This is a genomic window from Delftia sp. SD018, from assembly GCF_017355445.1.
Taxonomy (GTDB): domain Bacteria; phylum Pseudomonadota; class Gammaproteobacteria; order Burkholderiales; family Burkholderiaceae_C; genus Comamonas; species Comamonas acidovorans.
Genome location: NZ_JADDRN010000001.1, coordinates 605,903 through 627,120, shown reverse-complemented (window position 1 = coordinate 627,120; position 21,218 = coordinate 605,903). Strand labels below are relative to the sequence as shown.

The 21,218-nt window shown below is 66.4% G+C and carries 20 protein-coding genes; 10 read left to right on the top strand and 10 right to left on the bottom strand.

What is annotated here, in order from left to right:
• Nucleotides 1–14: 14 nt before the first annotated feature.
• Nucleotides 15–743, bottom strand: coding sequence for an SDR family oxidoreductase (locus INR38_RS02830; protein WP_207442076.1), 729 nt, complete (start codon nucleotides 741–743; stop codon nucleotides 15–17).
• 90 nt (nucleotides 744–833) lie between these two features.
• On the opposite strand from INR38_RS02830, the gene INR38_RS02825 reads away from it, so the two are divergent.
• Nucleotides 834–1,283: a helix-turn-helix domain-containing protein gene (locus tag INR38_RS02825; protein ID WP_043825062.1), complete on the top strand. Its 450-nt coding sequence runs from the start codon at nucleotides 834–836 to the stop codon at nucleotides 1,281–1,283.
• Between the two features lie 32 nt (nucleotides 1,284–1,315).
• Here the strand turns inward: INR38_RS02825 and INR38_RS02820 are convergent, their stop codons facing one another.
• Nucleotides 1,316–2,620, bottom strand: a complete 1,305-nt coding sequence (locus INR38_RS02820; RefSeq protein WP_207442078.1) for a replication-associated recombination protein A — start codon at nucleotides 2,618–2,620, stop codon at nucleotides 1,316–1,318.
• Nucleotides 2,621–3,062: 442 nt separating this feature from the next.
• Between INR38_RS02820 and brnQ the strand changes: the two genes are divergently transcribed.
• The gene (gene brnQ / locus INR38_RS02815) at nucleotides 3,063–4,376 is read left to right on the top strand and encodes a branched-chain amino acid transport system II carrier protein (RefSeq protein ID WP_207442080.1); all 1,314 of its coding nucleotides are present in this window, start codon (nucleotides 3,063–3,065) and stop codon (nucleotides 4,374–4,376) included.
• Here the strand turns inward: brnQ and INR38_RS02810 are convergent.
• The 3 genes from INR38_RS02810 to INR38_RS02800 form a co-directional block, all read right to left on the bottom strand.
• On the bottom strand, nucleotides 4,363–5,889 hold the full coding sequence (locus tag INR38_RS02810) for a methyl-accepting chemotaxis protein (protein ID WP_199960305.1): 1,527 nt from the start codon (nucleotides 5,887–5,889) through the stop codon (nucleotides 4,363–4,365). The genes brnQ and INR38_RS02810 overlap by 14 nt on opposite strands.
• Before the next feature lie 168 nt (nucleotides 5,890–6,057).
• The gene (gene lolA, locus INR38_RS02805) at nucleotides 6,058–6,693 is read right to left on the bottom strand and encodes an outer membrane lipoprotein chaperone LolA (protein ID WP_013800917.1); all 636 of its coding nucleotides are present in this window, start codon (nucleotides 6,691–6,693) and stop codon (nucleotides 6,058–6,060) included.
• A gap of 30 nt (nucleotides 6,694–6,723) precedes the next feature.
• Nucleotides 6,724–9,087: a DNA translocase FtsK gene (locus INR38_RS02800; protein WP_100566215.1), complete on the bottom strand. Its 2,364-nt coding sequence runs from the start codon at nucleotides 9,085–9,087 to the stop codon at nucleotides 6,724–6,726.
• Nucleotides 9,088–9,348: 261 nt separating this feature from the next.
• Between INR38_RS02800 and trxB the strand changes: the two genes are divergently transcribed.
• From trxB to rpmG, 3 genes are all read left to right on the top strand, one after another.
• Complete coding sequence (trxB, locus tag INR38_RS02795; protein ID WP_034396780.1) at nucleotides 9,349–10,302, top strand: thioredoxin-disulfide reductase; 954 nt, start codon at nucleotides 9,349–9,351, stop codon at nucleotides 10,300–10,302.
• Between the two features lie 267 nt (nucleotides 10,303–10,569).
• On the top strand, nucleotides 10,570–10,803 hold the full coding sequence (gene rpmB, locus INR38_RS02790; RefSeq protein WP_012207163.1) for a 50S ribosomal protein L28: 234 nt from the start codon (nucleotides 10,570–10,572) through the stop codon (nucleotides 10,801–10,803).
• 20 nt (nucleotides 10,804–10,823) lie between these two features.
• On the top strand, nucleotides 10,824–10,994 hold the full coding sequence (gene rpmG / locus INR38_RS02785; RefSeq protein WP_012207164.1) for a 50S ribosomal protein L33: 171 nt from the start codon (nucleotides 10,824–10,826) through the stop codon (nucleotides 10,992–10,994).
• Nucleotides 10,995–11,124: 130 nt separating this feature from the next.
• On the opposite strand, the gene INR38_RS02780 is transcribed toward rpmG, so the two are convergent.
• Complete coding sequence (locus INR38_RS02780; protein WP_207442082.1) at nucleotides 11,125–12,609, bottom strand: PLP-dependent aminotransferase family protein; 1,485 nt, start codon at nucleotides 12,607–12,609, stop codon at nucleotides 11,125–11,127.
• Between the two features lie 212 nt (nucleotides 12,610–12,821).
• On the opposite strand from INR38_RS02780, the gene INR38_RS02775 reads away from it, so the two are divergent.
• Entirely contained in the window at nucleotides 12,822–13,190 is a 369-nt protein-coding gene (locus INR38_RS02775) for a hypothetical protein (protein ID WP_207442084.1), read from the top strand.
• Here INR38_RS02775 and INR38_RS02770 read toward each other — a convergent pair.
• Nucleotides 13,165–14,388 carry a fatty acid desaturase gene (locus INR38_RS02770; protein WP_043825050.1) on the bottom strand — a complete coding sequence of 408 codons (1,224 nt, stop codon included), beginning with the start codon at nucleotides 14,386–14,388 and terminating at the stop codon, nucleotides 13,165–13,167. The genes INR38_RS02775 and INR38_RS02770 overlap by 26 nt on opposite strands.
• 115 nt (nucleotides 14,389–14,503) lie before the next feature.
• Entirely contained in the window at nucleotides 14,504–15,832 is a 1,329-nt protein-coding gene (locus INR38_RS02765) for an RsmB/NOP family class I SAM-dependent RNA methyltransferase (RefSeq protein WP_043825048.1), read from the bottom strand.
• Nucleotides 15,833–15,924: 92 nt separating this feature from the next.
• Between INR38_RS02765 and INR38_RS02760 the strand changes: the two genes are divergently transcribed.
• Nucleotides 15,925–16,197: a DUF1653 domain-containing protein gene (locus tag INR38_RS02760; protein ID WP_192366225.1), complete on the top strand. Its 273-nt coding sequence runs from the start codon at nucleotides 15,925–15,927 to the stop codon at nucleotides 16,195–16,197.
• 7 nt (nucleotides 16,198–16,204) lie between these two features.
• Here INR38_RS02760 and purN read toward each other — a convergent pair whose 3' ends face one another.
• Nucleotides 16,205–16,783 carry a phosphoribosylglycinamide formyltransferase gene (gene purN / locus INR38_RS02755; protein WP_012207170.1) on the bottom strand — a complete coding sequence of 193 codons (579 nt, stop codon included), beginning with the start codon at nucleotides 16,781–16,783 and terminating at the stop codon, nucleotides 16,205–16,207.
• A 98-nt stretch (nucleotides 16,784–16,881) separates the two neighbouring features.
• Here purN and INR38_RS02750 point away from each other — a divergent pair, with 98 nt between their 5' ends.
• From INR38_RS02750 to INR38_RS02740, 3 genes are all read left to right on the top strand, one after another.
• Nucleotides 16,882–17,562, top strand: coding sequence for a YceH family protein (locus tag INR38_RS02750; RefSeq protein WP_097205011.1), 681 nt, complete (start codon nucleotides 16,882–16,884; stop codon nucleotides 17,560–17,562).
• Nucleotides 17,563–17,715: 153 nt separating this feature from the next.
• A complete protein-coding gene (locus tag INR38_RS02745) occupies nucleotides 17,716–18,897 on the top strand; it encodes an acyl-CoA dehydrogenase family protein (protein WP_207442089.1) in 1,182 nt (393 codons plus the stop codon).
• A 69-nt stretch (nucleotides 18,898–18,966) separates the two neighbouring features.
• Entirely contained in the window at nucleotides 18,967–20,082 is a 1,116-nt protein-coding gene (locus tag INR38_RS02740; RefSeq protein WP_207442092.1) for an acyl-CoA dehydrogenase family protein, read from the top strand.
• A 90-nt stretch (nucleotides 20,083–20,172) separates the two neighbouring features.
• On the opposite strand, the gene INR38_RS02735 is transcribed toward INR38_RS02740, so the two are convergent.
• Nucleotides 20,173–21,120 carry a bestrophin family protein gene (locus tag INR38_RS02735; protein ID WP_207442093.1) on the bottom strand — a complete coding sequence of 316 codons (948 nt, stop codon included), beginning with the start codon at nucleotides 21,118–21,120 and terminating at the stop codon, nucleotides 20,173–20,175.
• Nucleotides 21,121–21,218 lie beyond the last annotated feature (98 nt).

Sequence of the window (21,218 nt, the reverse complement as noted above, 5' to 3'; positions counted from 1 at the left end):
AATGGCTGAAGGGCCTACCAGGACTCCATCCAGGGGCGGATTTCGGTTTCATGCGTCCAGGCATCGCGCGGCTGCTGGTGCAGTTGCCAGTAGAGGTCGGCGATGTGGTCGGGATTGAGGATGCCGTCCTGCTGCTTGAGGGCATAGCGCTCGGGAAAGTTGGTCCGGATGAACTCCGTGTCGATGGCGCCGTCGATCACGGGGTGGGCCACATGGATGCCCTTGGGCCAGAGCTCGCGCGCCATGCTCTGGGCCAGCGCACGCAGGCCGTGCTTGGCGCCGGCAAACGCAGCAAAGCCCTCGCGCCCGCGCAGGCTGGCGGTGGCGCCCGTGAAGATGATGGTGCCCCGGCCGCGCGGCAGCATCACCCTGGCCGCCTCCCGCCCCATCAGGAAGCCGGCGAAGCACGCCATCTCCCAGACCTTGAAGTAGACGCGCGCCGTGGTTTCGGTGATGCCAAAGCGCACGTTGGCGCCGATGTTGAAGATGGCGACCTCGATGGGTGCGATCTCGGCCTCGATCTTCTGCACCAGGGCCACCATTTCCTCTTCCTTGCGCGCGTCGCTGCCAAAACCATGTGCCTGCCCGCCGGCGGCGCGGATCTGTTCGACCAGGGGCTGGAGCTTGTCCGCGTCGCGGCGCGTGACGCAGGCGATATAGCCTTCGCGCGCAAAACGCCGGGCGATGGCACCGCCCGTGGCGTCGCCAGCGCCGATCACGAGAATGGCTTTCTTGTCGGTCATGGGATCTCCGTGGATGATTGGTCAGTTCATTTTTTGAACCCAATGCACGGTAGGTTTAAAATCAGAACCCGTCAAGCGGGGAACTGCCCAATGAAATGGAACGAACTGGAAGAGGAGCGCTGCTCCATCGCACGCACGGTCTCGGTCATCGGCGACCGCTGGACACTGCTGGTGCTGCGCGACTGCTTTCTGGGCGTACGCCGTTTTGATGAATTCCTGGGGCGCCTGGGCATTTCACGCCCCATGCTGTCGGACAGGCTGGCCAGGCTGGTCGAGGCAGGCGTGCTCAAGAAAGTGGCCTACCAGGAGGCGCCGGTACGGCACGAGTACCGCCTCACGCCCAAGGGGCTGGACCTGCATCCTGTGGTCATGGCCATCGTGCACTGGGGTGATGTACACATGTCCGGCGAGGAAGGCCGGCCCTTGCTGCACCGGCATACGGTGTGCGGCCACACGTTCGACCCCCTGGTCGTCTGCTCGGAGTGCCACGCCCCCCTGCACGCGCGCGACGTGGCGGTGGAGCCCGGCCCGGGCGCCTAGCCCCGGTACCGGCCTGCTCTCACCGGCTTCGGCTATGCGCCGCCAGCCTCTTCGTCCCACTTGCGCAGCACGGCCAGCTTCTCGCCGATCTTGATCTCCAGGCCCCGGGGCACGGGCTGGTACCAGCCCGGCTCCGCAATGCCTTCGGGCAGATAGGTCTCGCCGGCCGCGTAGGCGTTGGGCTCATCGTGCGCGTACCGGTATTCATGGCCGTAGCCCAGCTCCTTCATGAGCTTGGTGGGCGCGTTGCGCAGGTGCGCGGGCACCTCGCGGCTCCTGTCCTGCTTCACGAAGGCCCGGGCCTTGTTGTAGGCGTTGTAGCCGGCGTTGCTCTTGGCGGCCATGGCCAGGTAGATGACGGCCTGGCCCAGCGCCAGCTCGCCCTCGGGGCTGCCCAGGCGCTCATAGGTCAGGGCCGCGTCGTTGGCGATCTGCATGGCGCGCGGATCGGCCAAGCCGATATCCTCCCAGGCCATGCGCACGATGCGCCGCGACAGGTAGCGCGCATCGGCGCCGCCATCGAGCATGCGCGTGAGCCAGTACAGCGCCGCATCGGGATGGGAGCCGCGCACGGACTTGTGCAGGGCCGAGATCTGGTCGTAGAAGTTGTCGCCGCCCTTGTCGAAGCGCCTGGCATTCAAGGTCAGCGCGTTCTGCACGAACTCGGCATCGATCCGCGTGACGCCCGCAGCGCCGGCCGCCGTCTGGCATTGCTCCAGCAGGTTCAGGAACCGCCGGGCATCGCCATCGGCATAGCCGACGATGGTGTCCCGCGCCAGGTCGTCGAACTCCAGGCCGCCCAGGGCCTTTTCCTGCGCCCGCAGCAGCAGTTGCCGGAGTTCATCGTCGGTCAGGGACTGCAGCACATAGACCTGCGCGCGCGACAGCAGGGCCGAGTTCACCTCGAAGGAAGGGTTCTCCGTGGTGGCGCCGATGAAGGTGACCAGGCCGCTTTCCGCATAGGGCAGCAGCGCATCCTGCTGGGACTTGTTGAAGCGGTGGATCTCGTCCACGAAGAGGATGGTGTGCCGGCCCATGGCCAGGTTCTGCTGCGCCTGCTCCATGGCCGCGCGGATGTCCTTGACCCCGGAGAACACCGCAGACAGCGCAATGAACTCGCACTTGAAGGCCGTGGCCGTGAGCCGGGCCAGCGTGGTCTTGCCCACGCCGGGCGGCCCCCAGAAGATCATGGAATGCGGCTTGCCTGACTGGAAGGCCAGGCGCAGCGGCTTGCCCTCGCCCAGCAGATGGGACTGGCCCACGACCTCGTCCAGGGTCTTGGGCCGCAGGGCTTCGGCCAGTGGTGCGGAGGGCTCCTGGGTGAACAGATCAGCCATGGGCCAGCTCCGTCGCAGGCAGCGCCGCGCAGAAGGCGTTCGGCAGCCCATGTGCCGGATTCGCTGCCGAGGGGAACAGATGCAGTTGCAAAACCATGACGCCATTGTCCACGCCATAGCGGCAGCGGGTGCGCCAGCCCCTGATGCCTGTACCTGGCCGCGGGGGATGAAGCCATGGATCGCCAGCTGGGATCCTGGCCATCGCCTGCAGGCATGTCACTCACATGACATGAATGGTTTGCATGCATCTCATCAAGAGCAATCACTGACATTTTTCACCCGCTTCGGGCCACCGCCCTAAAATGCTGCCCTTTGCGGAGCCGGCCGCGCGGCATGCGCGGCCATCGGGCCTGCGCCATTGCTGCCCCATCGCTCCGCGCCTCCCACCGTTTCCGGAACTGCCTGCCATGCGGCAAGGCGGGACCTTTTCATTTCTGCATCCATGCAAACACTCAAGACCCGGGACCTTATCGCCCTAGGCTTCATGACCTTTGCGCTGTTCCTCGGCGCGGGCAACATCATCTTTCCGCCCATGGTCGGCCAGGGCGCCGGCGAGCACGCGGCCGCTGCGGCCACGGGCTTTCTGCTCACGGGCGTGGGCCTGCCGTTGCTCACCGTGGTGGCGCTGGCGCGCGTGGGCGGCGGGCTCGATGCGCTGACCTCGCCCGTGGGCCGCAAGGCCGGCATGGTGCTGGGCCTGCTGATCTATCTCATCCTCGGCCCGCTGTTTGCCACGCCGCGCACGGCCACCGTGTCGTTCGAGATGGGCTTTGCGCCCTTCGTGGGCCACAGCAGCACTGCGCTGTTCATCTACTCGGCGGTGTACTTTGTGCTGGTCATGGGCCTGTCCCTGTTCCCCGGCAAGCTGATCGACACCATCGGCAAGCTGATCACGCCCGTGCTGATCCTGGCCCTGGTGGTGCTGGGTGCCGCCGCCGTGCTGCTGCCGGCCGGTGCCGCCACCAGCGCCAGCGGCGACTACCTGGTCGCGCCCCTGACCGAAGGATTTCTGGAGGGCTACCAGACCATGGACGCGCTGGGCGCCCTGGCCTTCGGCATCGTCATCGTCAACGCCATCCGGGACCGGGGCATCTCCCACACCGGGCTGCAGACGCGCTACGCCATCATCGCGGGCGTGATAGCGGCCGTGGGCCTGGGCCTGGTGTATCTGTCGCTGATCCATCTGGGCGCCACCAGCCAGTCCATCGCCCCGCAGGCGCAGACCGGCGTGCTCATCCTCACGCGCTACGTGAATCACACCTTCGGCCCCATCGGCAGCCTGCTGCTGGCCGTGGTGATTTCCCTGGCCTGCCTGACCACGGCCGTGGGCCTGGTCAGCGCCTGTGGCGCCTACTTCAGCGAGATGCTGCGCCTGCCCTACCGCGCGGTGGTGGTGGCCATTGGCCTGGCGTGCATCCTGGTGTCCAACCAGGGTCTGGCCCAGCTGATCGCCCTGTCCGGCCCCGTGCTGGTGGGCATTTATCCGCTGGCCATCGCCCTGGTGGTGTTGAGCCTGCTGTCAGGCCTGTGGCGCAATGCGCAGCGCGTGTTCGCGCCGGTGCTGGCCGTGGCGCTGGTGTTCGGTCTTGTCGATGCCGCCAAGGCGGCCGGCTGGCAGGACTGGCTGCCGGCCTTCCTGAACAGCCTGCCGGGCAATGGCATGGGCTGGGCCCTGCCCGTGGCAGCCACCCTGGTGCTGGCAGCGCTCCACGACCGGCTGCGCCCGGCTCCGGCCGCCGCGTTCAGGCCGTCCTGAAACGCGCCATGAGTTCCACCAGCTGATGGGCCTGCTTGCGCAGGCTCTCGGCGGCCGAACTGGTCTGCTCCACCAGCGCGGCGTTCTGCTGGGTCCCCTCCTCGATGCGGACGATGGCGCTGTTGACGTGGCTCACGCCAGCGCTCTGTTCGCCGCTGGAGTGGCTGATGGCGCCGATCATGCGCGAGACCTTGGCAATCACCTCCTGCACCGAGGCCATGGTCGCACCCGCGCTGTCCACCTCCTCGGCCCCCAGGGCCACGCGCTGGGCGTTGGCCTGGATCAGGTCACGGATTTCCCGCGCCGCGCCCGAGCTGCGCTGGGCCAGCGTGCGGACCTCGGCGGCGACCACGGCAAAGCCCCGGCCCTGTTCGCCGGCCCGTGCGGCCTCCACGGCCGCATTGAGCGCAAGAATATTGGTCTGGAACGCAATGCCGTCGATCACCTCGATGATGCTGACCACGCGCTCGGACGCATCCTGGATGCTGCGCATGGTGCCCACGACGGCCGAGATGGCATCGCCACCGCGCGTGGCGATGTCGCTGGCGGACGAAGCCAGCAGGTTGGCCTTTTCTGCGTGATCGGCATTGCCGCGCACGGTGGAGTCGAGCTGGTCCATGGACGAAGCCGTCATCTGCAGGGCCGATGCCTGCTGCTCGGTGCGCTGGGCCAGGTCGCTGTTGCCGGCCGCGATCTGCGAGCTGGCGGATGCCACCTGCTCCGCATTGCCGCGCACTTCCACGACGATGCTGCGCAGTTGCTCCTGCATGGCGCCCAGCGCCCGCAGCAGCTGACCCAGTTCGTCTGGCCCACCACTCGCTATAGCATTGGTCAGATGGCCCTGGGCCACCTTCTCAGCCAGCTGGACCGCGCTGCGCAGCGGTGCCACCACGGCACGGGTAATGAGCCAGCCAATGGCCACGCCGGCCACGGCCGCCACCAGCATCAGCACCAGGCTCAGCTCCGTGGCGTGCTTGCCGCTGCTGTAGGCATCGTCGGCCACCGCCTTGCTCTGCGCCGCTATGCCGGCCTTGAGCTGGGAAAGCAGCTCGGCCGGCTCGCGGTCCACGCCGCGCACGGCCATGTCGCCTACTGAGGGGTCGAAGCCCGTGGCCTCGAATTTGTCCAGCCCCACGCGGTAGCCTTCGGCCATCTTGCGGTGCTGCGCCACAAAGCCCTGGGCGATCTCGCGCAGGGAGGCATCGTCCACCAGGGCCAGCAAGGCCGCAGTCTTGTCCTGCACGGCGCGCTCACCGGCCAGAAAGCCCTTCCAGTGCTGCTCGCGCAGCGCGTTGTCCGAGCCGCGCAGCAGCACGTTCTTCCATTCCTGGACCTGGGTTTTGAAGTGGCCTTCCACCTCGGCGGCAAGGCGTTCCGCCGCCATGTGGCGCTGGACATCGCCGTGAAAGACGCCTAGGGATCGATGGGCCGACCAGAGTCCGAAGAATCCGGCAGCGAGGGTGAATAGCAGCGCCATGGCAATGGCGAGCGGCAACTTGCGACTGAGGTTCATAAAGGCATGCGAGAGCCGGCCAGCATGTCCTCGAAGGGACGTCGAAACAATCGCTGGCCGCAGGCCGCCATTGTCTCGACGATATTAGGCAAAACCATTACAAAACCTCACAAACTGCGCACTGCAGCTGTGACCGGCCTGAAAGGTTGCCCCGCGCGGCAACGCGGCTTACTGCTTGAGCACGTCGGCGCCCGCTGGCACCTTGAACTCGAAAGTGGAGGCTGGCAAGGACGCCTGGGTCTGCAGCTGGCTGAAGCGGATCAGCGAACGTTGGCCAAAGCTGTCCAGGATGTCCAGCGCCGAAAGCTGGCCATCGGCCGCAAAGCCCACGCGCACGCTCTTGAGCTGGCCGTTCTTGTCCTTGGGACTGGCCTGGACCCATTGCAGGCCATCCTGCTCGGGCGCGGATTGCAGATCGAAGTCGGCACTCAACGCCTTGAGATCGTTGGCCGACGCCAGGATGGCGGCCGGCGTGCTGCCCAGGGCCTGGGCCTGGGGGCGCTGCGTGACCTGGTTGAGGTCGGCGTCATAGAGCCACAGCGTCTTGCCGTCGGCGACGATGGTCTGCTCGAACGGCTTGGTGTAGACGAACCTGAACTTGCCGGGACGCTGGAACTCGAATTGGCCGCTGGAGTTCTTGGTGCGCGGCGGCTGGCCATCCTTGGATGGGGCCGTGACGGCCTGGGTGAATTCGGCGCGGCCGGCCTGGGAATTCTTCATGAAGGCTTCCAGGCTCTTGAGGCCATCGGCCCACGATGCCGTCGCGCTTGCCGCGATCACAACTGCAGTCAACAGACGTTTCATTCTTTCTCCATGATTGCGGGGGAAGCGGGCTCATTCCCCGGCGCGCGCGGGTACCAGCACTTCGCGCTGCCCGCTGGCCGTGAGACCGCTGACCAGGCCCGCCTTTTCCATATCTTCCAGCAGGCGCGCCGAGCGGTTGTAACCAATCCTGAGCTTGCGCTGCACATACGAGATGCTGGCCTTGCGGTCCTTGAGGACCACTTCCACGGCCTGGTCGTACATGGGGTCCTTCTCGCCGTTGCCGCCGTCGCCGGACTCCGAGCCGAACTCGCTGTCGCCCTCGGCCGTGCCGCCTTCGAGCACGCCTTCGATGTAGTCGGCCTCGCCCTGCTCCTTGAGGTAGCCCACCACGCGGTGCACTTCCTCGTCCGACACGAAGGCGCCGTGCACGCGCACGGGCAGGCCCGTGCCGCTGGCCATGTAGAGCATGTCGCCCATGCCCAGCAGGGATTCGGCGCCCATCTGGTCAAGCACGGTGCGGCTGTCGATCTTGCTGCTGACCTGGAAGGCGATGCGTGTGGGGATGTTGGCCTTGATCAGGCCGGTGATCACGTCCACGCTGGGGCGCTGGGTGGCCAGGATCAGGTGGATGCCGGCCGCGCGGGCCTTCTGGGCCAGGCGCGCGATCAGCTCCTCGATCTTCTTGCCGACCACCATCATCAGGTCGGCCAGCTCGTCGATGACGATGACGATGTGCGGCAGGCGCTGCAGCGGCTCAGGCTCCTCGGGCGTGAGGCTGAAGGGGTTGGGAATGGACTCCTCGCGCGCCTTGGCCTCGTCGATCTTGGTGTTGTAGCCCGCCAGATTGCGCACGCCCAGCTTGCTCATGAGCTTGTAGCGGCGCTCCATCTCGGCCACGCACCAGTTCAGGCCATTGGCGGCCTGCTTCATGTCGGTGACCACGGGGCACAGCAGGTGAGGAATGCCTTCGTAGACCGACATTTCCAGCATCTTGGGGTCGATCATCAGCAGGCGCACATCGCGGGCCTCGGCCTTGTACAGCAGCGACAGGATCATGGCGTTGATCCCCACCGACTTGCCTGAACCCGTGGTGCCGGCAACCAGCACGTGCGGCATCTTGGCCAGATCGGCCACGACCGGATTGCCCACGATGTCCTTGCCCAGGCCCATGGTCAGCATGCTCTTGGCGTCGTGGTAGACCTGCGAGCCCAGCACCTCGGACAGGCGGATGGACTGGCGCTTGGCATTGGGCAGCTCCAGCGCCATGAAATTCTTGCCGGGAATCGTCTCGATCACGCGGATGGACACCAGGGACAGCGAGCGCGCCAGATCCTTGGCCAGGTTCACGATCTGCGAGCCCTTGACGCCCGTGGCCGGCTCGATTTCGTAGCGCGTGATCACGGGGCCGGGCATGGCGGCGACCACATGCACATCGACACCAAAGTCCTTGAGGCGCTTTTCGATCAGCCGACTGGTCATCTCCAGCGTCTCGGGCGACACGCTTTCCTGGCGCTGCTGCGCCGCATCAAGCAGATCCACCTGGGGCAGCTTGCTGTCGGGCAGTTCGGAGAACAGGGGCTTCTGGCGCTCCTTGACCACGCGCACGCTGGGTAGCGCAGCCTCCTGGAGCACGGGTTCGATGATCTGCACGGGCTGCGGGTGCTGCACGGCGCTTTCCGTGCGCTCTTCCTGCACCACTTCCTCGCGCTCGCGCGCAGCGCGGCGGCCTGCGGCTTCGTCCCGGGCCTTTTCACGGCGCGCAAAAAGAAAGAGCACCCAGCCGTCCAGGCGTGCGCCCATGGATTCGGCCAGATGGCCCCAGGAAAAGCGGAACACCATGGCCAGGCCGATCACGGCCACGCAGATGCCGATCAGGCCCGAGCCCATGAAGCCCAGCCACTGCAGGCTGTGGTACCCCAGCATGTAGCCGAAGACGCCGCCGGCCGGGCCGGGCAGCACGCTCTCGAAGCGGTACAGGCGCGTCCACTCCAGTGCGCAGCTCGCACCCAGCAGCAGCAGCAGCCCGCCCCAAAAGCGCAGGCGCCGGCGCCACAGGGGCGGCAGTGGCACACCGTCGCGCGGCACGCCGCCGCGCAGCCAGCGCGCAAAGGAAGACAGCCAGGTCTGCAGCGAGGCCAGCACCAGCCACCAGACCGACATGCCGAAACCGAAATAGCAGGCGTCGGCCAGCCAGGCTCCGACGCGGCCCATCCAGTTGGCGACCAGGCGCGCGTGTCCCGCCCCGGAGGTGGACCACGCTGGATCCTGGGGCGAGTAGCTGAGCATGGAGGCAAGCCAGAACACCAGGGCCAGCAGCCCCGCCAGCAGCAGCATTTCGTGGCCGAAGCGCGCCACCATGCCGGGGCGCGCCGCAGACCTGGATTTGCCCTTGGCGGATGTGGAAGCGTTCAGAGCGTTCAATGAGTAAGTCATACGCAGGCGGGAGCTTACCCCAGCCCCCTCGGACTGGCCGCAAAAACAGCCAGGGCGACCCGCAAGCGTAATGCAAGCACTTGCAACAGAGCATGACACCGCCGCATGACGGCGCCACGTCGATCATTTTTGACAATCCGGGCCATTGATCCATATGGCAACGGGAACCTGACTGCGGAGCGATACTCCACAGCTGTTCCCGATGTATCTTTTTTTCTGCATGCCGACTGCCGGCGTGCGCCTTTTTCAAGAACTGCATCCATGTCTTCTACCCAACACGCCAAAGTCCTGATCCTCGGCTCCGGCCCTGCCGGCTACACGGCCGCCATCTATGCCGCGCGCGCCAACCTCAACCCGCTGCTGGTGACCGGCATGGCCCAGGGCGGCCAGCTGATGACGACGACCGAGGTGGACAACTGGCCTGCAGACGTGAACGGCGTGCAGGGCCCCGAGCTGATGCAGCGTTTTCTGGAGCACGCAGAGCGCTTCAAGACCCAGGTGGTGTTCGACCACATCCACAGCGTCGATTTCTCCAAGCGCCCCTTCACGCTGACCGGCGACTCCGGCACCTATACCTGCGACAGCCTGATCATCGCCACCGGCGCCTCGGCCAAGTACCTGGGCCTGCCCTCCGAAGAGGCCTTCATGGGCCGCGGCGTCTCCGGCTGCGCCACCTGCGACGGTTTCTTCTACCGTGAGCAGCCCGTGTGCGTGGTCGGCGGCGGCAACACGGCCGTCGAGGAAGCCCTGTACCTGTCCAACATCGCCAGCAAGGTCACCCTGGTGCACCGCCGCGACAAGTTCAAGGCCGAGCCCATCCTCGTGGACAAGCTCATGGACAAGGTCCGGGCCGGCAAGATCGAGCTCAAGACCCACTTCGTGCTCGAAGAGGTGCTGGGCGACCAGTCCGGCGTGACCGGCATCCGCATCAAGAGCACCCAGGACGGCCATGCCGAGGACATCCAGCTGCAGGGCTGCTTCATCGCCATCGGCCATGCGCCCAACACCGAGATCTTCAAGGGCCACCTGGAGATGGACGAGACCGGCTACATCATCACCCAGGGCGGCCTCAAGGGCTTTGCCACGCAGACCAGCGTGCCCGGCGTGTTCGCGGCCGGCGACGTGCAGGACCATGTCTACCGCCAGGCCATCACCAGCGCCGGCACGGGCTGCATGGCCGCGCTGGACGCCCAGCGCTTCCTCGAACAGGAATAAGCAGGACGCCACCCTGCCCGCCCTGCTCTCCCGCAGGGCGGCAAAAGCCCCTGGCTGCAGCCGTGTTTGGCTGGCCCAGGGGCTTTTCTCATGGAGACGCTATAATCCGTGGCTTTGCTGAATTTGAAGCGTGCCTTGCTTGCATGGCCAGGACACTTTCAGCATGGGGTTACCGCCACCCTTTATGGCGAGGTGAGGTTGCCGGCAAGCCATGCAGCAAATGCAGGGCATCAGCGTCGGCGGCTGTACAACTATCGGAGTGTCCTCATGGCACGCGTATGTGAAGTAACGGGCAAGAAGCCCATGGTGGGAAACAACGTTTCCCACGCCAACAACAAGACCAAGCGTCGTTTCCTGCCCAACCTGCAATACCGCCGTTTCTGGGTTGAGAGCGAAAACCGTTGGGTGCGCCTGCGCGTTTCCAGCGCTGCTCTGCGCCTGATCGACAAGAACGGTATCGACTCCGTGCTCGCAGACCTGCGTGCCCGTGGCCAAGCCTAAATCCCTCAAGGAGAAACACCATGGCTGCTAAAGGCGGACGCGAAAAGATCAAGCTGGAATCCACTGCAGGAACCGGCCACTTCTACACCACGACCAAGAACAAGAAGACAATGCCCGAGAAGATGGCGATCATGAAGTTTGATCCCAAGGCTCGCAAGCACGTCACGTACAAGGAAATCAAGCTGAAGTAATTCAGCCTGTTCCCGGTACCGACAAAAAACCGCCCGGCGCAAGCCCGGCGGTTTTTTTGCGTCCGCTTTGTGTTGGCTTTGTGCCCGCTTTGCGTCCTTTTTCGTCTGTTTTTCGTCTGTTTTTCGCCTGTCACCCACTGCGCGCCGGCTGACCCAGCTGCGCACAGGCCATGGCACCCAGCTCGCGGCAGGCCTGCTCGATCACGGCATCCACCGGCAGGGTGCAGCCCAGGCGCATGCAGTGCTCGTAGCGGCCCGAGTTCGAGAACATGCTGCCCGGCGCCGTGCGGATGCCGCGCGCCAGCGCCTGCGTGAACAGCGCGGACGTGGACACGCCAGCCGGAAACTCCAGCCACAGGCTGAGCCCGCCGGGCGGCAGGCTCAGCCGCGTGCCCAGCGGGAAAAACCGCGCCACCAGCTGCGCCATGCCTTCACGCTGGCGCCGCAACTGCTGCTTGAGGCGCTGCAGATTGCGCAAATGTGCGGGCGAGCCCACGCAGGCGGCCGCCAGCAACTGGGCCAGGGTCTGGGTGCCCCGGCTGCGCGCGAACTTGAGCATCTGCACCCGCCCATGCCACTGGCCAGCGTTCATCCAGCCCTGGCGCAGGCCCGGCGCCATGCTCTTGTTGAAGGCCTCGCAATAGATGACATGGCCCGGCAGGCGATCCCAGGCCTTGATGGGGCGCACGGGCTGGCTGCTTTCCACGAACAGTCCATAGGAGTCGTCCTCGATCAATGCCACGCCGTGGGCGCCGCACAGATCGACCAGCCTGGCCTTGTGCTCATCGGGAATGCGCGTACCCAGCGGCATCTGCAGCTCGGGCACGACCACCACGGCCTTCAGGCGCGGCTGGGTCTGCAGGGCCAGCTCCAGCGCCTCGATGGACAGGCCGGTGCGCGGGCTGCAGGGAATCTCCAGCGCCTGCATCTGCAAGGACTCCACCACCTGCAGCAGGCCGTAGTAGGTCGGCGACTCCACGGCCACCACATCCCCCGGCGAGGCCACAGCGGCCAGCGCCAGGCTCACGGCCTCGGAATTGCCCGTGGTCGCCAGCACATCGGCCGGTGCCACATGGATGCCCGCCGCCAGCGCGCGCCGCGCCATGGCGCGCTGGAAATCAGGGTGGCTGCCCATCATGGAGCGCCCCAGCACCAACACGTCAGGCTGCTCGCGCAGCAGCCGGGCGGCGGTCTGGTTCAGGTAGCCGCGATCGAACAGTTCGGGCGGCGGCGTGGCACCGCCCAGGTCCACGCGCACGTCGGCCTGGCGGCCGCGCTCCAGCATCAGGGAAATGTGTTCATTGATGCCTGCGAAGTGCGGCTGCGGCAGCGGTTGCACCGGCTGGCTCAGGTCAGGCTCGCTGGCCGGGGCCAGGCCTGCAGGCCGGGCATCGCGCACGAAGTAGCCCACGCGCGGGCGGGCTTCGAGCTGGCCCAGGTCCTCCAGATGCCGCAGCGTCTGCAGCGCCGTGGACAGGCTGACCTCATGGCGGCGCATCAGCTCGCGCACGGAAGGCATGCGCTCGCCCGCCTTGAGCGTGCCCAGTTCCATGGCCAGGCTGTAGTCGGCCGCCAGGCGGCGGTACAGGGTCGGAGAGGCGCTAGCAAGGGTCATGGAACAGGTCGAGAACGAATCGGGGACGAGAGGACTTGCCCGCGATCTTGCCGCAAGGCGCTGTTACGCAACAGATACAGATCCATCGACCACAAAGCAGAACAGATCCACCGCCACCTGCACTGCTGCGATGCAACAAGCCGCAGGCTGTGCCTGTGCCGATGAAGGCCGCATGCCTACGCTTGAGGGCCTGGAATCACAGGACACAGACCATGCACAACGCCGACACCCACTCCTTCGAACTGCGCCATCTTGCCCCCGGCAACGATCTTCACCTGCATGTGCTGGAGGGCAGTGAACTGTTCTGCCGCCACGGCCCGCTGGAAATCACCGCCCCGCAACAGGCCTGGGCGGACGGGGTGCCCGCGCCGGCCCTCAGGCTGCAGCCGGGCCAGGGCTGGCGCGCGGGCGCCGATCTGCAGATACGGGTCCGCTCCTTGTCCCAGGCCATGACAAGCCTGGAACTGCGGCAGAGCCCCACAGCAAAAAGCCGCATCGCCTCCGAAGAGGGGATGCGGCCCCGGGCATGGTCGGTTGCCGGCTGGCTTCGCGGCCTCAGGCGTGGGCAGCGCGCAGCTTGACGGAAAACTCCTTGAGCGCAGCAATGCCGCTGGCCTCGGCGCGATGGCACCAGGCCTGCAGATGGGCCGTCAGTTGCTCGCGCGACAGCGAGGTGTTCAGCCACAGCTGGCGCAGCTCCTCGCGCATGACCAGCATCTGGTCGAGCACGGGGTGGGCTGCGCGCGCCTGGGCCAGTTGCCCTTGCGCCTGGGCGGGCACCTTGTCGGCATCGCGGTGCAGCCAGCGGCGCGCCGTCTTGAGCAGGGACAGGTCGGCCTGCCGGGCCTTGCGCTGCTTGAGCGCATCGAGCTCGATCTGCACGGCGGCGCGCACGCCGCGCGCATAGCGGGCCATGACCTCGTAGCGGTTGGCGATCACGGCCTCCAGCGTCTTTTCGTCGGCCACGGGCTTGACGGCGCCCATGACCAGCCGCGGCGCCGTCTTCTTGACCTTGGCCCAGCCCAGCTTCTGCATGGCGCTGATGTAGACCCAGCCCACGTCGAACTCATAGCGCTTGACCGAGAACTTGGCCGAGGTCGGGTAGGTATGGTGGTTGTTGTGCAGTTCCTCGCCGCCAATGATCAGGCCCCAGGGCACGAGGTTGGTGCTGGCATCCTGGGCCTCGAAGTTGCGGTAGCCCCAGAAATGGCCCAGGCCGTTGACCACGCCGGCAGCCCAGAACGGAATCCAGGCCATCTGCACGGCCCAGATCGTCAGTCCGATAGCGCCGAACAGCAGCACGTTGATGATCAGCATCAGCGAAGGGCCCCAGATCGAATGCCGGCTGTAGAGATGGCGCTCGATCCAGTCGTCGGGCGTGCCGTGGCCGAACTTCCTGAGTGTCTCGGCGTTCGCCGCCTCTTCGCGGTACAGCTCCGCACCCTGGCGCATCACGGTGTCCAGGCCACGTGTTTGCGGGCTGTGGGGGTCGTCCTCGGTTTCGCACTTGGCGTGGTGCTTGCGGTGGATGGCCACCCACTCCCTGGTGACCATGCCCGTGCCCAGCCACAGCCAGAAACGGAAGAAGTGCGAAGGAACCGGCCCCAGGTCCAGCGAGCGGTGGGCCTGGCAGCGGTGCAGGAAGATGGTGACGCCCGCAATGGTGATGTGGGTGGTGACCAGGGCGTACAGCAGCAGCTGCCACCACGACAGCTGCCACAGGCCATGGGCCATCCAATCCACGGCGAGGTTCCAAACCGATCCGAAATCCAGCGACATAACCGAAGCCTTTGGCAAGGCGGCGCCCAGTGGCACCGATGCCTCAATTTTAGGCGATGCGCCTACAAAGGCATTCGGCAATCTCCTGCGATTTACAGCTTATTGCGTCTGCAAGTTACGGCTTCCGGGTCCAAACGGCGGCGAAAAATCCGTCCGTCTCATGGCGCTGCGGCCACAGGCGCAGGTACTGCGTGCCGGTCTCGCCGCCGCTGCACAGCGCATCGCCCTGCTCCACCTTGAGCTGGGCCAGCAGTTCGCCGGCATCCATGGCCACGAAGTCAGAGTGCTCCGCTGCAAAGGCCTCGGCGATGGCTTCGTTTTCCTGGGGCAGGACCGAACAGGTGGCATAGACCAAGCGCCCACCCGGCTTGACCAGACGCGCTGCACTGGCCAGGATGGCCGCCTGCTTTTGCGTAAGCTCCTCGATGGCCTTGGCCGACTGGCGCCACTTGAGGTCGGGATTGCGGCGCAGCGTGCCCAGGCCCGAGCAGGGCGCATCGACCAGCACGCGGTCGATCTTGCCGGCCAGACGCTTGACGCGGTCGTCGCGCTCATGGGCGATGGCCGCAGGGTGCACGTTCGACAGACCCGAGCGCGCCAGGCGCGGCTTCAGGGCTTCGAGCCGGTGGCCGGACACATCGAAGGCGTACAGGCGCCCCGTGCTGCGCATGGACGCGCCAATGGCCAGGGTCTTGCCGCCTGCGCCGGCGCAGAAATCGACCACCATTTCGCCACGCTTGGCGTCCAGCATCAGCGCCAGCAGCTGGGAGCCTTCATCCTGCACCTCGATGGCGCCGCGCGTGAAGGCGTCCAGCCGGGCCAGCGCAGGCTTGCCCTGCACGCGCAGGCCCCAGGGCGAGTACGGCGTGGCTTCGGCGGCGATGCCGGCATCGGCCAGTTCCTTTTGCACATCGGCGCGCTTGGCGTTCAGCGCATTGACGCGCAGATCCAGCGGTGCGGCCTGCTCCATGCTCTGGGCAAAGGCCCAGAAATCTTCACCCAGCTGCTGCTTGAGCGGCGCGACCAGCCACTCGGGCAGGTTGTGGCGGTGCGGCTCCATCAGCTCATCGGGGCGCACGGCATCGCAGGCGTCCAGCCATTGCAGTTCCTGGGGGGACAGCGCTGCGCGCGCAAAGCCGAGCGCCTCCTTGACGCCCTGCTCGGACTTGCCGGCCACGCGGGCCAGGGCTTCCTGGCTATGGGCAAAACCCAGGATGGCCAGCCTGCGCTCGCGCGAGCCGCTGCCAGAACGTGCCAGGCTCTCAAAAAGCAGCTTCTTGCGCAGCACGGTGTAGGCGGTTTCGGCCAGCGCGGCACGCTCGCGCGGGCCCAGGTTGCGGTTTTCACGGAAAAAGCGTGACACCACGGCGTCGGCCGGGTGTTCGAAAGTCAGGGTGCGCTTGACCAGTTCGGCGCAGGCGTCGAGAAGCTGTTTGGGATGCATGGGCGCAATTGTCCCACCGCCTTGCAAATCCGAGAGGGCCACAGGTCGGAACCCGCAGCAACGCCGGGCTGGCGCAGCTACCATGGCGCCCCATGACCGACGACGACCTGCCTCCCCTGATCCCCACTCCCCCGGGCCTGTACCGCCACTACAAGGGCGCCCTCTACGAAGTGCTTGCCACCGTCCGCCACAGCGAGACGCGCGAGTCCATGACGCTGTATCGCGCGCTCTATGGCGAGCGCGGCCTGTGGGTGCGGCCTGCCGCCATGTTCAATGAAACCGTGGTCATCGACGGCGTGAAGCAGCCCCGCTTTGCACGCTGCCCCGAGCCGGAGCAGCAGGCCTTTCAGAGCGAAGGCCTGTGAGCAGACCCTAGCCCCGCATCAACTGCGCCACGGCGCGCGGGTAGATGAGGTGCTCCTGCACCAGCACGCGCGCGGCCAGCGCCTGGGCCGTGTCACCGGGCAGCACGGGCACCACGGCCTGCTCCAGGATGGGGCCCACATCCAGCTCGGCCGTAACGCGGTGCACGGTGCAGCCGGCAAAGCGGCAGCCTGCATCGATCGCCCGCTGGTGCGTGTGCAGACCCGTGAAGGCGGGCAGCAGCGAGGGGTGGATGTTGATCATGCGTCCCTCGTAATGCGCCACGAAGCCCGGCGTGAGGATGCGCATGAAGCCGGCCAGCACGATCAGCGAAGGCGCGTGGCGGTCGATCACCTGGGCCAGCTCGGCATCGAAGGCCTCGCGGCTGGGAAACGGGCGGTGGTCCAGCACCTCGGTGGCAATGCCTTGCTCGCGCGCAAAAACAAGGCCCGAAGCCTCGGCCTTGTTGCTGACCACGGCGGCCACGCGGGCGCCGTAACGCCGCGCCCAGTCCTGTTGCTGCGAAGCACGCACAATGGCAGCCATGTTCGAGCCGCCGCCCGAGATCAGGATCACGATATTTTTCATGGGCGGCGATTGTCGCACCGCAGGCCGCGCGGCCTGCGCCAGCCCCGGCAAGGCCCATGGCCCTGCCGGGCCTTGTCACCTCTTCCGTCCAGACACCCATGCCATTCGATCCCCGCTCCACCCCCCTGACCGCTGTCGAAGCCCGCGTGCTGGCCACCCTGATGGAGAAGGCGCGCACCGTGCCCGACAGCTACCCGCTCACGCTCAACGCGCTGGTCACGGGCTGCAACCAGAAAAGCAGCCGTGATCCGGTGATGGAAGTCAGCGAAGGCGAGGCCCAGGAAGCGCTGGACAGCCTGCGCCTGCGCACCATGTCCGTACAGATCAGCAGCGCGCGCGCCACGCGCTGGGAGCACAACTTCCCGCGCGGCGTGGGGGTGCCCGACCAGAGCGCCGTGCTGCTGTCCCTGCTGATGCTGCGCGGCCCGCAGACGGCGGGCGAGCTGCGCATCAACTCCGAGCGCTGGCACCGCTTCGCCGACATCTCATCGGTCGAAGCCTTCCTGGAAGAGCTGCGCGAACGCAGCGAGGAAAAAGGAGGCCCGCTGGTCGTGCTGCTGCCACGCGCGCCTGGCGCACGCGAGCAGCGCTGGGCCCATCTGCTGTGCGGCCCCGTGGACGTGAACGCCATGGCCCAGCCCGCCGCTGCAGCAGGCGCACGCGGCGATGCCCTGGCCCAGCGCGTGGTCGATCTCGAAGCCCAGGTACAGCAATTGCAGGCACGTCTTGCGCATGTCTATGCACAGTTGGGGCTGGAGGAGCCCGGCCAATCCAGCTGATCGCCTGCGCTCAGGCGGCCCCAACATCAAGCCCCGGACGGCCCCGCCGCCCGGGGCTTGATGCATCAGGGATTGCCATAGGTTGTCACGCCCTGGACAGTCCAAAAAAGAACGTGCGTGCTACAAAAGCCGGGATTGAAGGAGACACAGTCCATGGACCTGGCATTTACCCCTGAAGAACAGTCCTTTCGCGAGGAAGTCCGCGTCTGGGTGCGGGCCAACCTGCCCCAGGACATCGCGCACAAGGTGCGCCATTCGCTGCGCCTGACGCGCGACGACCTGCAGAACTGGGCCAAGATTCTTGGCAAGAAAGGCTGGCTGGGCTACGGCTGGCCCAAGCAGTTCGGCGGCCCCGGCTGGAGTGCCGTGCAAAAGCATCTGTTCGAGGAGGAATGCGCCCTGGCCTGCGCCCCGCGCATCATTCCCTTCGGCCCCGTGATGGTGGCGCCCGTGATCATGGCCTACGGCTCGCCCGAGCAGCAGCAGCGCTTTCTGCCCGGCATTGCCAGCGGCGAGGTCTGGTGGAGCCAGGGCTACTCGGAGCCGGGCTCGGGATCGGACCTGGCCAGCCTCAAGACCCGTGCCGAGCGCGTGGGCGACAAGTACATCGTCAACGGCCAGAAGACCTGGACCACGCTGGGCCAGTACGGCGAGTGGATCTTCTGCCTGGTGCGCACCAGCAACGAGGGCAAGCCCCAGACCGGCATCAGCTTCCTGCTGGTGGACATGAAGAGCCCCGGCGTGACCGTGCGCCCCATCAAGCTGCTCGATGGCGAGTGCGAGGTCAACGAGGTCTTCTTCGACAACGTGGAAGTGCCGGCCGAGAACCTGATCGGCGAGGAGAACAAGGGCTGGACCTACGCCAAGCACCTGTTGAGCCATGAGCGCACCAATATCGCCGACGTGAACCGCGCCAAGCGCGAGCTGGAGCGCCTCAAGCGCATCGCCAAGGCCGAAGGCGTCTACGAGGACCAGCGTTTCCGCGATGAGATCGCCAAGCTCGAAGTCGATGTGGTGGCGCTGGAAATGCTGGTGCTGCGCGTGCTGTCGGCCGAGAAATCGGGCAAGAACCCGCTGGACATCGCCGGGCTGCTCAAGATCAAGGGCAGCGAGATCCAGCAGCGCTACTCCGAGTTGATGATGCAGGCCGCCGGCCCCTTCAGCCTGCCCTTCATCGAAGAGGCCATGGAAGCCGGCTGGCAGGGCGACTTCCCCGGCGGCGTGGTGGACAACGCGCCGCTGGCATCGACGTACTTCAACATGCGCAAGACGACGATCTACGGCGGCTCCAACGAGGTGCAAAGAAACATCGTCGCTCAGACGGTGCTGGGCTGATTTTGGCTGGAGTTTCGCTGAACCCGGAAGTGCGCCGGACGCGCTTCGATCAGCTTCGGGAGACAGAAAATGGACTTTGATTTTTCGGATGACCAGCAGCAACTGCGCGACGCCGTGCGCCGCTGGGTGGACAAGGGCTATACCTTCGAGCGCCGCCGCTCCATCGTCGAGGCGGGCGGTTTTTCGCGCGAGGTCTGGGGCGAGCTCGCCGAACTGGGCCTGACGGCCTTGACCGTGCCCGAGGAGCACGGCGGCCTGGGCCTGGGCTCCACCGACGTGATGGTGGTGATGGAGGAGTTGGGCCGCGGCCTGGTGATGGAGCCGCTGGCGCAGGCCTTTGTGGCCGCCGGCGTGCTCGGCAAGCACGCCGACGCCTCCGTGGCCGGCCAGTGGCTGCCGCGCGTGGCCAGCGGCGAGGCCCTGGTCGTGCTGGCACACCAGGAGCGCCAGGCCCGCTACCGCCTCGATGTCTGCGCAGCCAAGGCCAGCAAGAGCGGCAGCGGCTACACGGTGGACGCCACCAAGAGCGTGGTGCCCGCAGGCGACGCAGCCGACGCCTTTCTGGTGCCGGCCCAGTTGGACGGCAAGATCGCCCTCTTCCTGGTGGAGCGCGGCGCCAGCGGCGTCAGCACCCAGGGCTACCGCACCCAGGACGGCAGCCGCGCGGCCGAACTGCGCTGCCAGGCAGCCCCCGCCACGCTGGTGACGGCCGATGGCCTAGCCGCCCTCACGCTGGCCCAGGACGCCGCCAACGCCGCGCTGTGCGCCGAAGGCGTGGGCGCCATGGAGCAGACGCTGAAGCTGACCACCGAGTACATGAACCAGCGCAAGCAGTTCAACACGGTGATCGCCAGCTTCCAGGCCCTGCGCCACCGCGTGGCCGACATGAAGATGCAGCTGGAGCTGGCCCGCTCCATGAGCTATTACGCCAGCCTCAAGATGAGCGCGGCCGATGCCGAGCGCCACGTGGCCATCGCGCGCGCCAAGGTCCAGCTGGGCCAGTCGCTGCGTTTTGTCGGCCAGCAGTCGGTCCAGCTGCACGGCGGCATCGGCGTGACCGACGAGTACGCGGGCAGCCACTACTTCAAGCGCCTGACGCAGATGGAGATGACGGGCGGTGACACCCTGCATCACCTGGGCATCGTCTCCGCGAAGATGCAGGACACGGCCGGCGTGTTTGCCTGAGGCCTGACCTCACCGCGCCGCACCACACCAGGCCCCGCAGAAAACTGCGGGGCTTTTTTCATGGGCCTTTGCCCATGTCTGCCCGCCGCCTCAGGTCAGCCGGTAGCCCTCCGGCCTGAGCGGTGCCGGCAGATCCGTCTCGCCCAGCGTGCAGCCCAGACTGATCTCGATGGAGCGACAGATGGTGTCCAGCGGCAGGTCGTTGCTCTCCAGGCCAAAGGGCTCTTCGAGTTCATCGCCCAGGGCGTCGAGCCCATAGAAGGTGTAGGCCACGATGGCCACGACAAAGGGCGTCATGAAACCGGTCGTGTCCACCAGGCCGAACGGCAGCAGAAAGCAGTACATATAGGCCGTGCGGTGCAGCAGCAGCGCATAGGAGAACGGCATGGGCGTGTTGCGAATGCGCTCGCACGAGGCGGCTGCCGCCGTCATGCGCGTGAAGGTCTTGTCCATGGACGCGGCCAGGCAGGGGTCCATCTCGCCACGGCGCACGCACTGCGCCAGATCGCGGCCCATGGACATCATCAGTGCGTCGCAGCGCTGCTCCAGCGGCAGGCCCTGGAGCTGGCGCCATTCCTTGTCCACCAGCCAGCGGCCTGCGGCCACATCCTCGTGCAGCCCTCGCAACTGCGTCCGCAGCAGATGCGCGAAGGCGATCGCCCGGTGCACCATGCGCACGCGCGCATCGCTGCTGCGCCGGGCCGGGTCCGGATCCCCGTCGATGACGATCAGGCTCTGGCACTGGCGCGCCAGCGTGCGCGCGCAGATCACCATCTCGCCCCAGAGCTTGCGGCCTTCCCAGTAGCGGTCATAGGCGGTGTTGTTGCGAAAGCCCAGGAAGATGGCCAGCGGCAGGCCGATCAGCGTGAAAGGGATGGGCGTCACCGTGATCTTGACGTCGAACAGGTTGCCATGCACCAGAGTGATGATGGCGGCGAACACGATGTTCACGAGCAGCGTGACCTGGATACGCTGGAGCACCGAGCCCCGCAAAATCAGAAACAGCCTAAGGCCGGCGGGGCGATCACGGACGATCATGGGGATATCGCTAGGTGCAAACCCTTATTCGATCACACATTGAGCAAGTCAATTGGCTGCGGCCGCGCCCAGATGAAAAAAAAGGCGCCCCGAAGGGC

What these genes read in the sequence shown, in the direction of transcription:
- INR38_RS02830 (WP_207442076.1), bottom strand. Translation starts at nt 743, where the DNA reads ATGACCGACAAGAAAGCCATTCTCGTGATCGGCGCTGGCGACGCCACG.
- INR38_RS02825 (WP_043825062.1), top strand. Translation starts at nt 834, where the DNA reads ATGAAATGGAACGAACTGGAAGAGGAGCGCTGCTCCATCGCACGCACG.
- INR38_RS02820 (WP_207442078.1), bottom strand. Translation starts at nt 2,620, where the DNA reads ATGGCTGATCTGTTCACCCAGGAGCCCTCCGCACCACTGGCCGAAGCC.
- brnQ (WP_207442080.1), top strand. Translation starts at nt 3,063, where the DNA reads ATGCAAACACTCAAGACCCGGGACCTTATCGCCCTAGGCTTCATGACC.
- INR38_RS02810 (WP_199960305.1), bottom strand. Translation starts at nt 5,889, where the DNA reads ATGAACCTCAGTCGCAAGTTGCCGCTCGCCATTGCCATGGCGCTGCTA.
- lolA (WP_013800917.1), bottom strand. Translation starts at nt 6,693, where the DNA reads ATGAAACGTCTGTTGACTGCAGTTGTGATCGCGGCAAGCGCGACGGCA.
- INR38_RS02800 (WP_100566215.1), bottom strand. Translation starts at nt 9,087, where the DNA reads ATGACTTACTCATTGAACGCTCTGAACGCTTCCACATCCGCCAAGGGC.
- trxB (WP_034396780.1), top strand. Translation starts at nt 9,349, where the DNA reads ATGTCTTCTACCCAACACGCCAAAGTCCTGATCCTCGGCTCCGGCCCT.
- rpmB (WP_012207163.1), top strand. Translation starts at nt 10,570, where the DNA reads ATGGCACGCGTATGTGAAGTAACGGGCAAGAAGCCCATGGTGGGAAAC.
- rpmG (WP_012207164.1), top strand. Translation starts at nt 10,824, where the DNA reads ATGGCTGCTAAAGGCGGACGCGAAAAGATCAAGCTGGAATCCACTGCA.
- INR38_RS02780 (WP_207442082.1), bottom strand. Translation starts at nt 12,609, where the DNA reads ATGACCCTTGCTAGCGCCTCTCCGACCCTGTACCGCCGCCTGGCGGCC.
- INR38_RS02775 (WP_207442084.1), top strand. Translation starts at nt 12,822, where the DNA reads ATGCACAACGCCGACACCCACTCCTTCGAACTGCGCCATCTTGCCCCC.
- INR38_RS02770 (WP_043825050.1), bottom strand. Translation starts at nt 14,388, where the DNA reads ATGTCGCTGGATTTCGGATCGGTTTGGAACCTCGCCGTGGATTGGATG.
- INR38_RS02765 (WP_043825048.1), bottom strand. Translation starts at nt 15,832, where the DNA reads ATGCATCCCAAACAGCTTCTCGACGCCTGCGCCGAACTGGTCAAGCGC.
- INR38_RS02760 (WP_192366225.1), top strand. Translation starts at nt 15,925, where the DNA reads ATGACCGACGACGACCTGCCTCCCCTGATCCCCACTCCCCCGGGCCTG.
- purN (WP_012207170.1), bottom strand. Translation starts at nt 16,783, where the DNA reads ATGAAAAATATCGTGATCCTGATCTCGGGCGGCGGCTCGAACATGGCT.
- INR38_RS02750 (WP_097205011.1), top strand. Translation starts at nt 16,882, where the DNA reads ATGCCATTCGATCCCCGCTCCACCCCCCTGACCGCTGTCGAAGCCCGC.
- INR38_RS02745 (WP_207442089.1), top strand. Translation starts at nt 17,716, where the DNA reads ATGGACCTGGCATTTACCCCTGAAGAACAGTCCTTTCGCGAGGAAGTC.
- INR38_RS02740 (WP_207442092.1), top strand. Translation starts at nt 18,967, where the DNA reads ATGGACTTTGATTTTTCGGATGACCAGCAGCAACTGCGCGACGCCGTG.
- INR38_RS02735 (WP_207442093.1), bottom strand. Translation starts at nt 21,120, where the DNA reads ATGATCGTCCGTGATCGCCCCGCCGGCCTTAGGCTGTTTCTGATTTTG.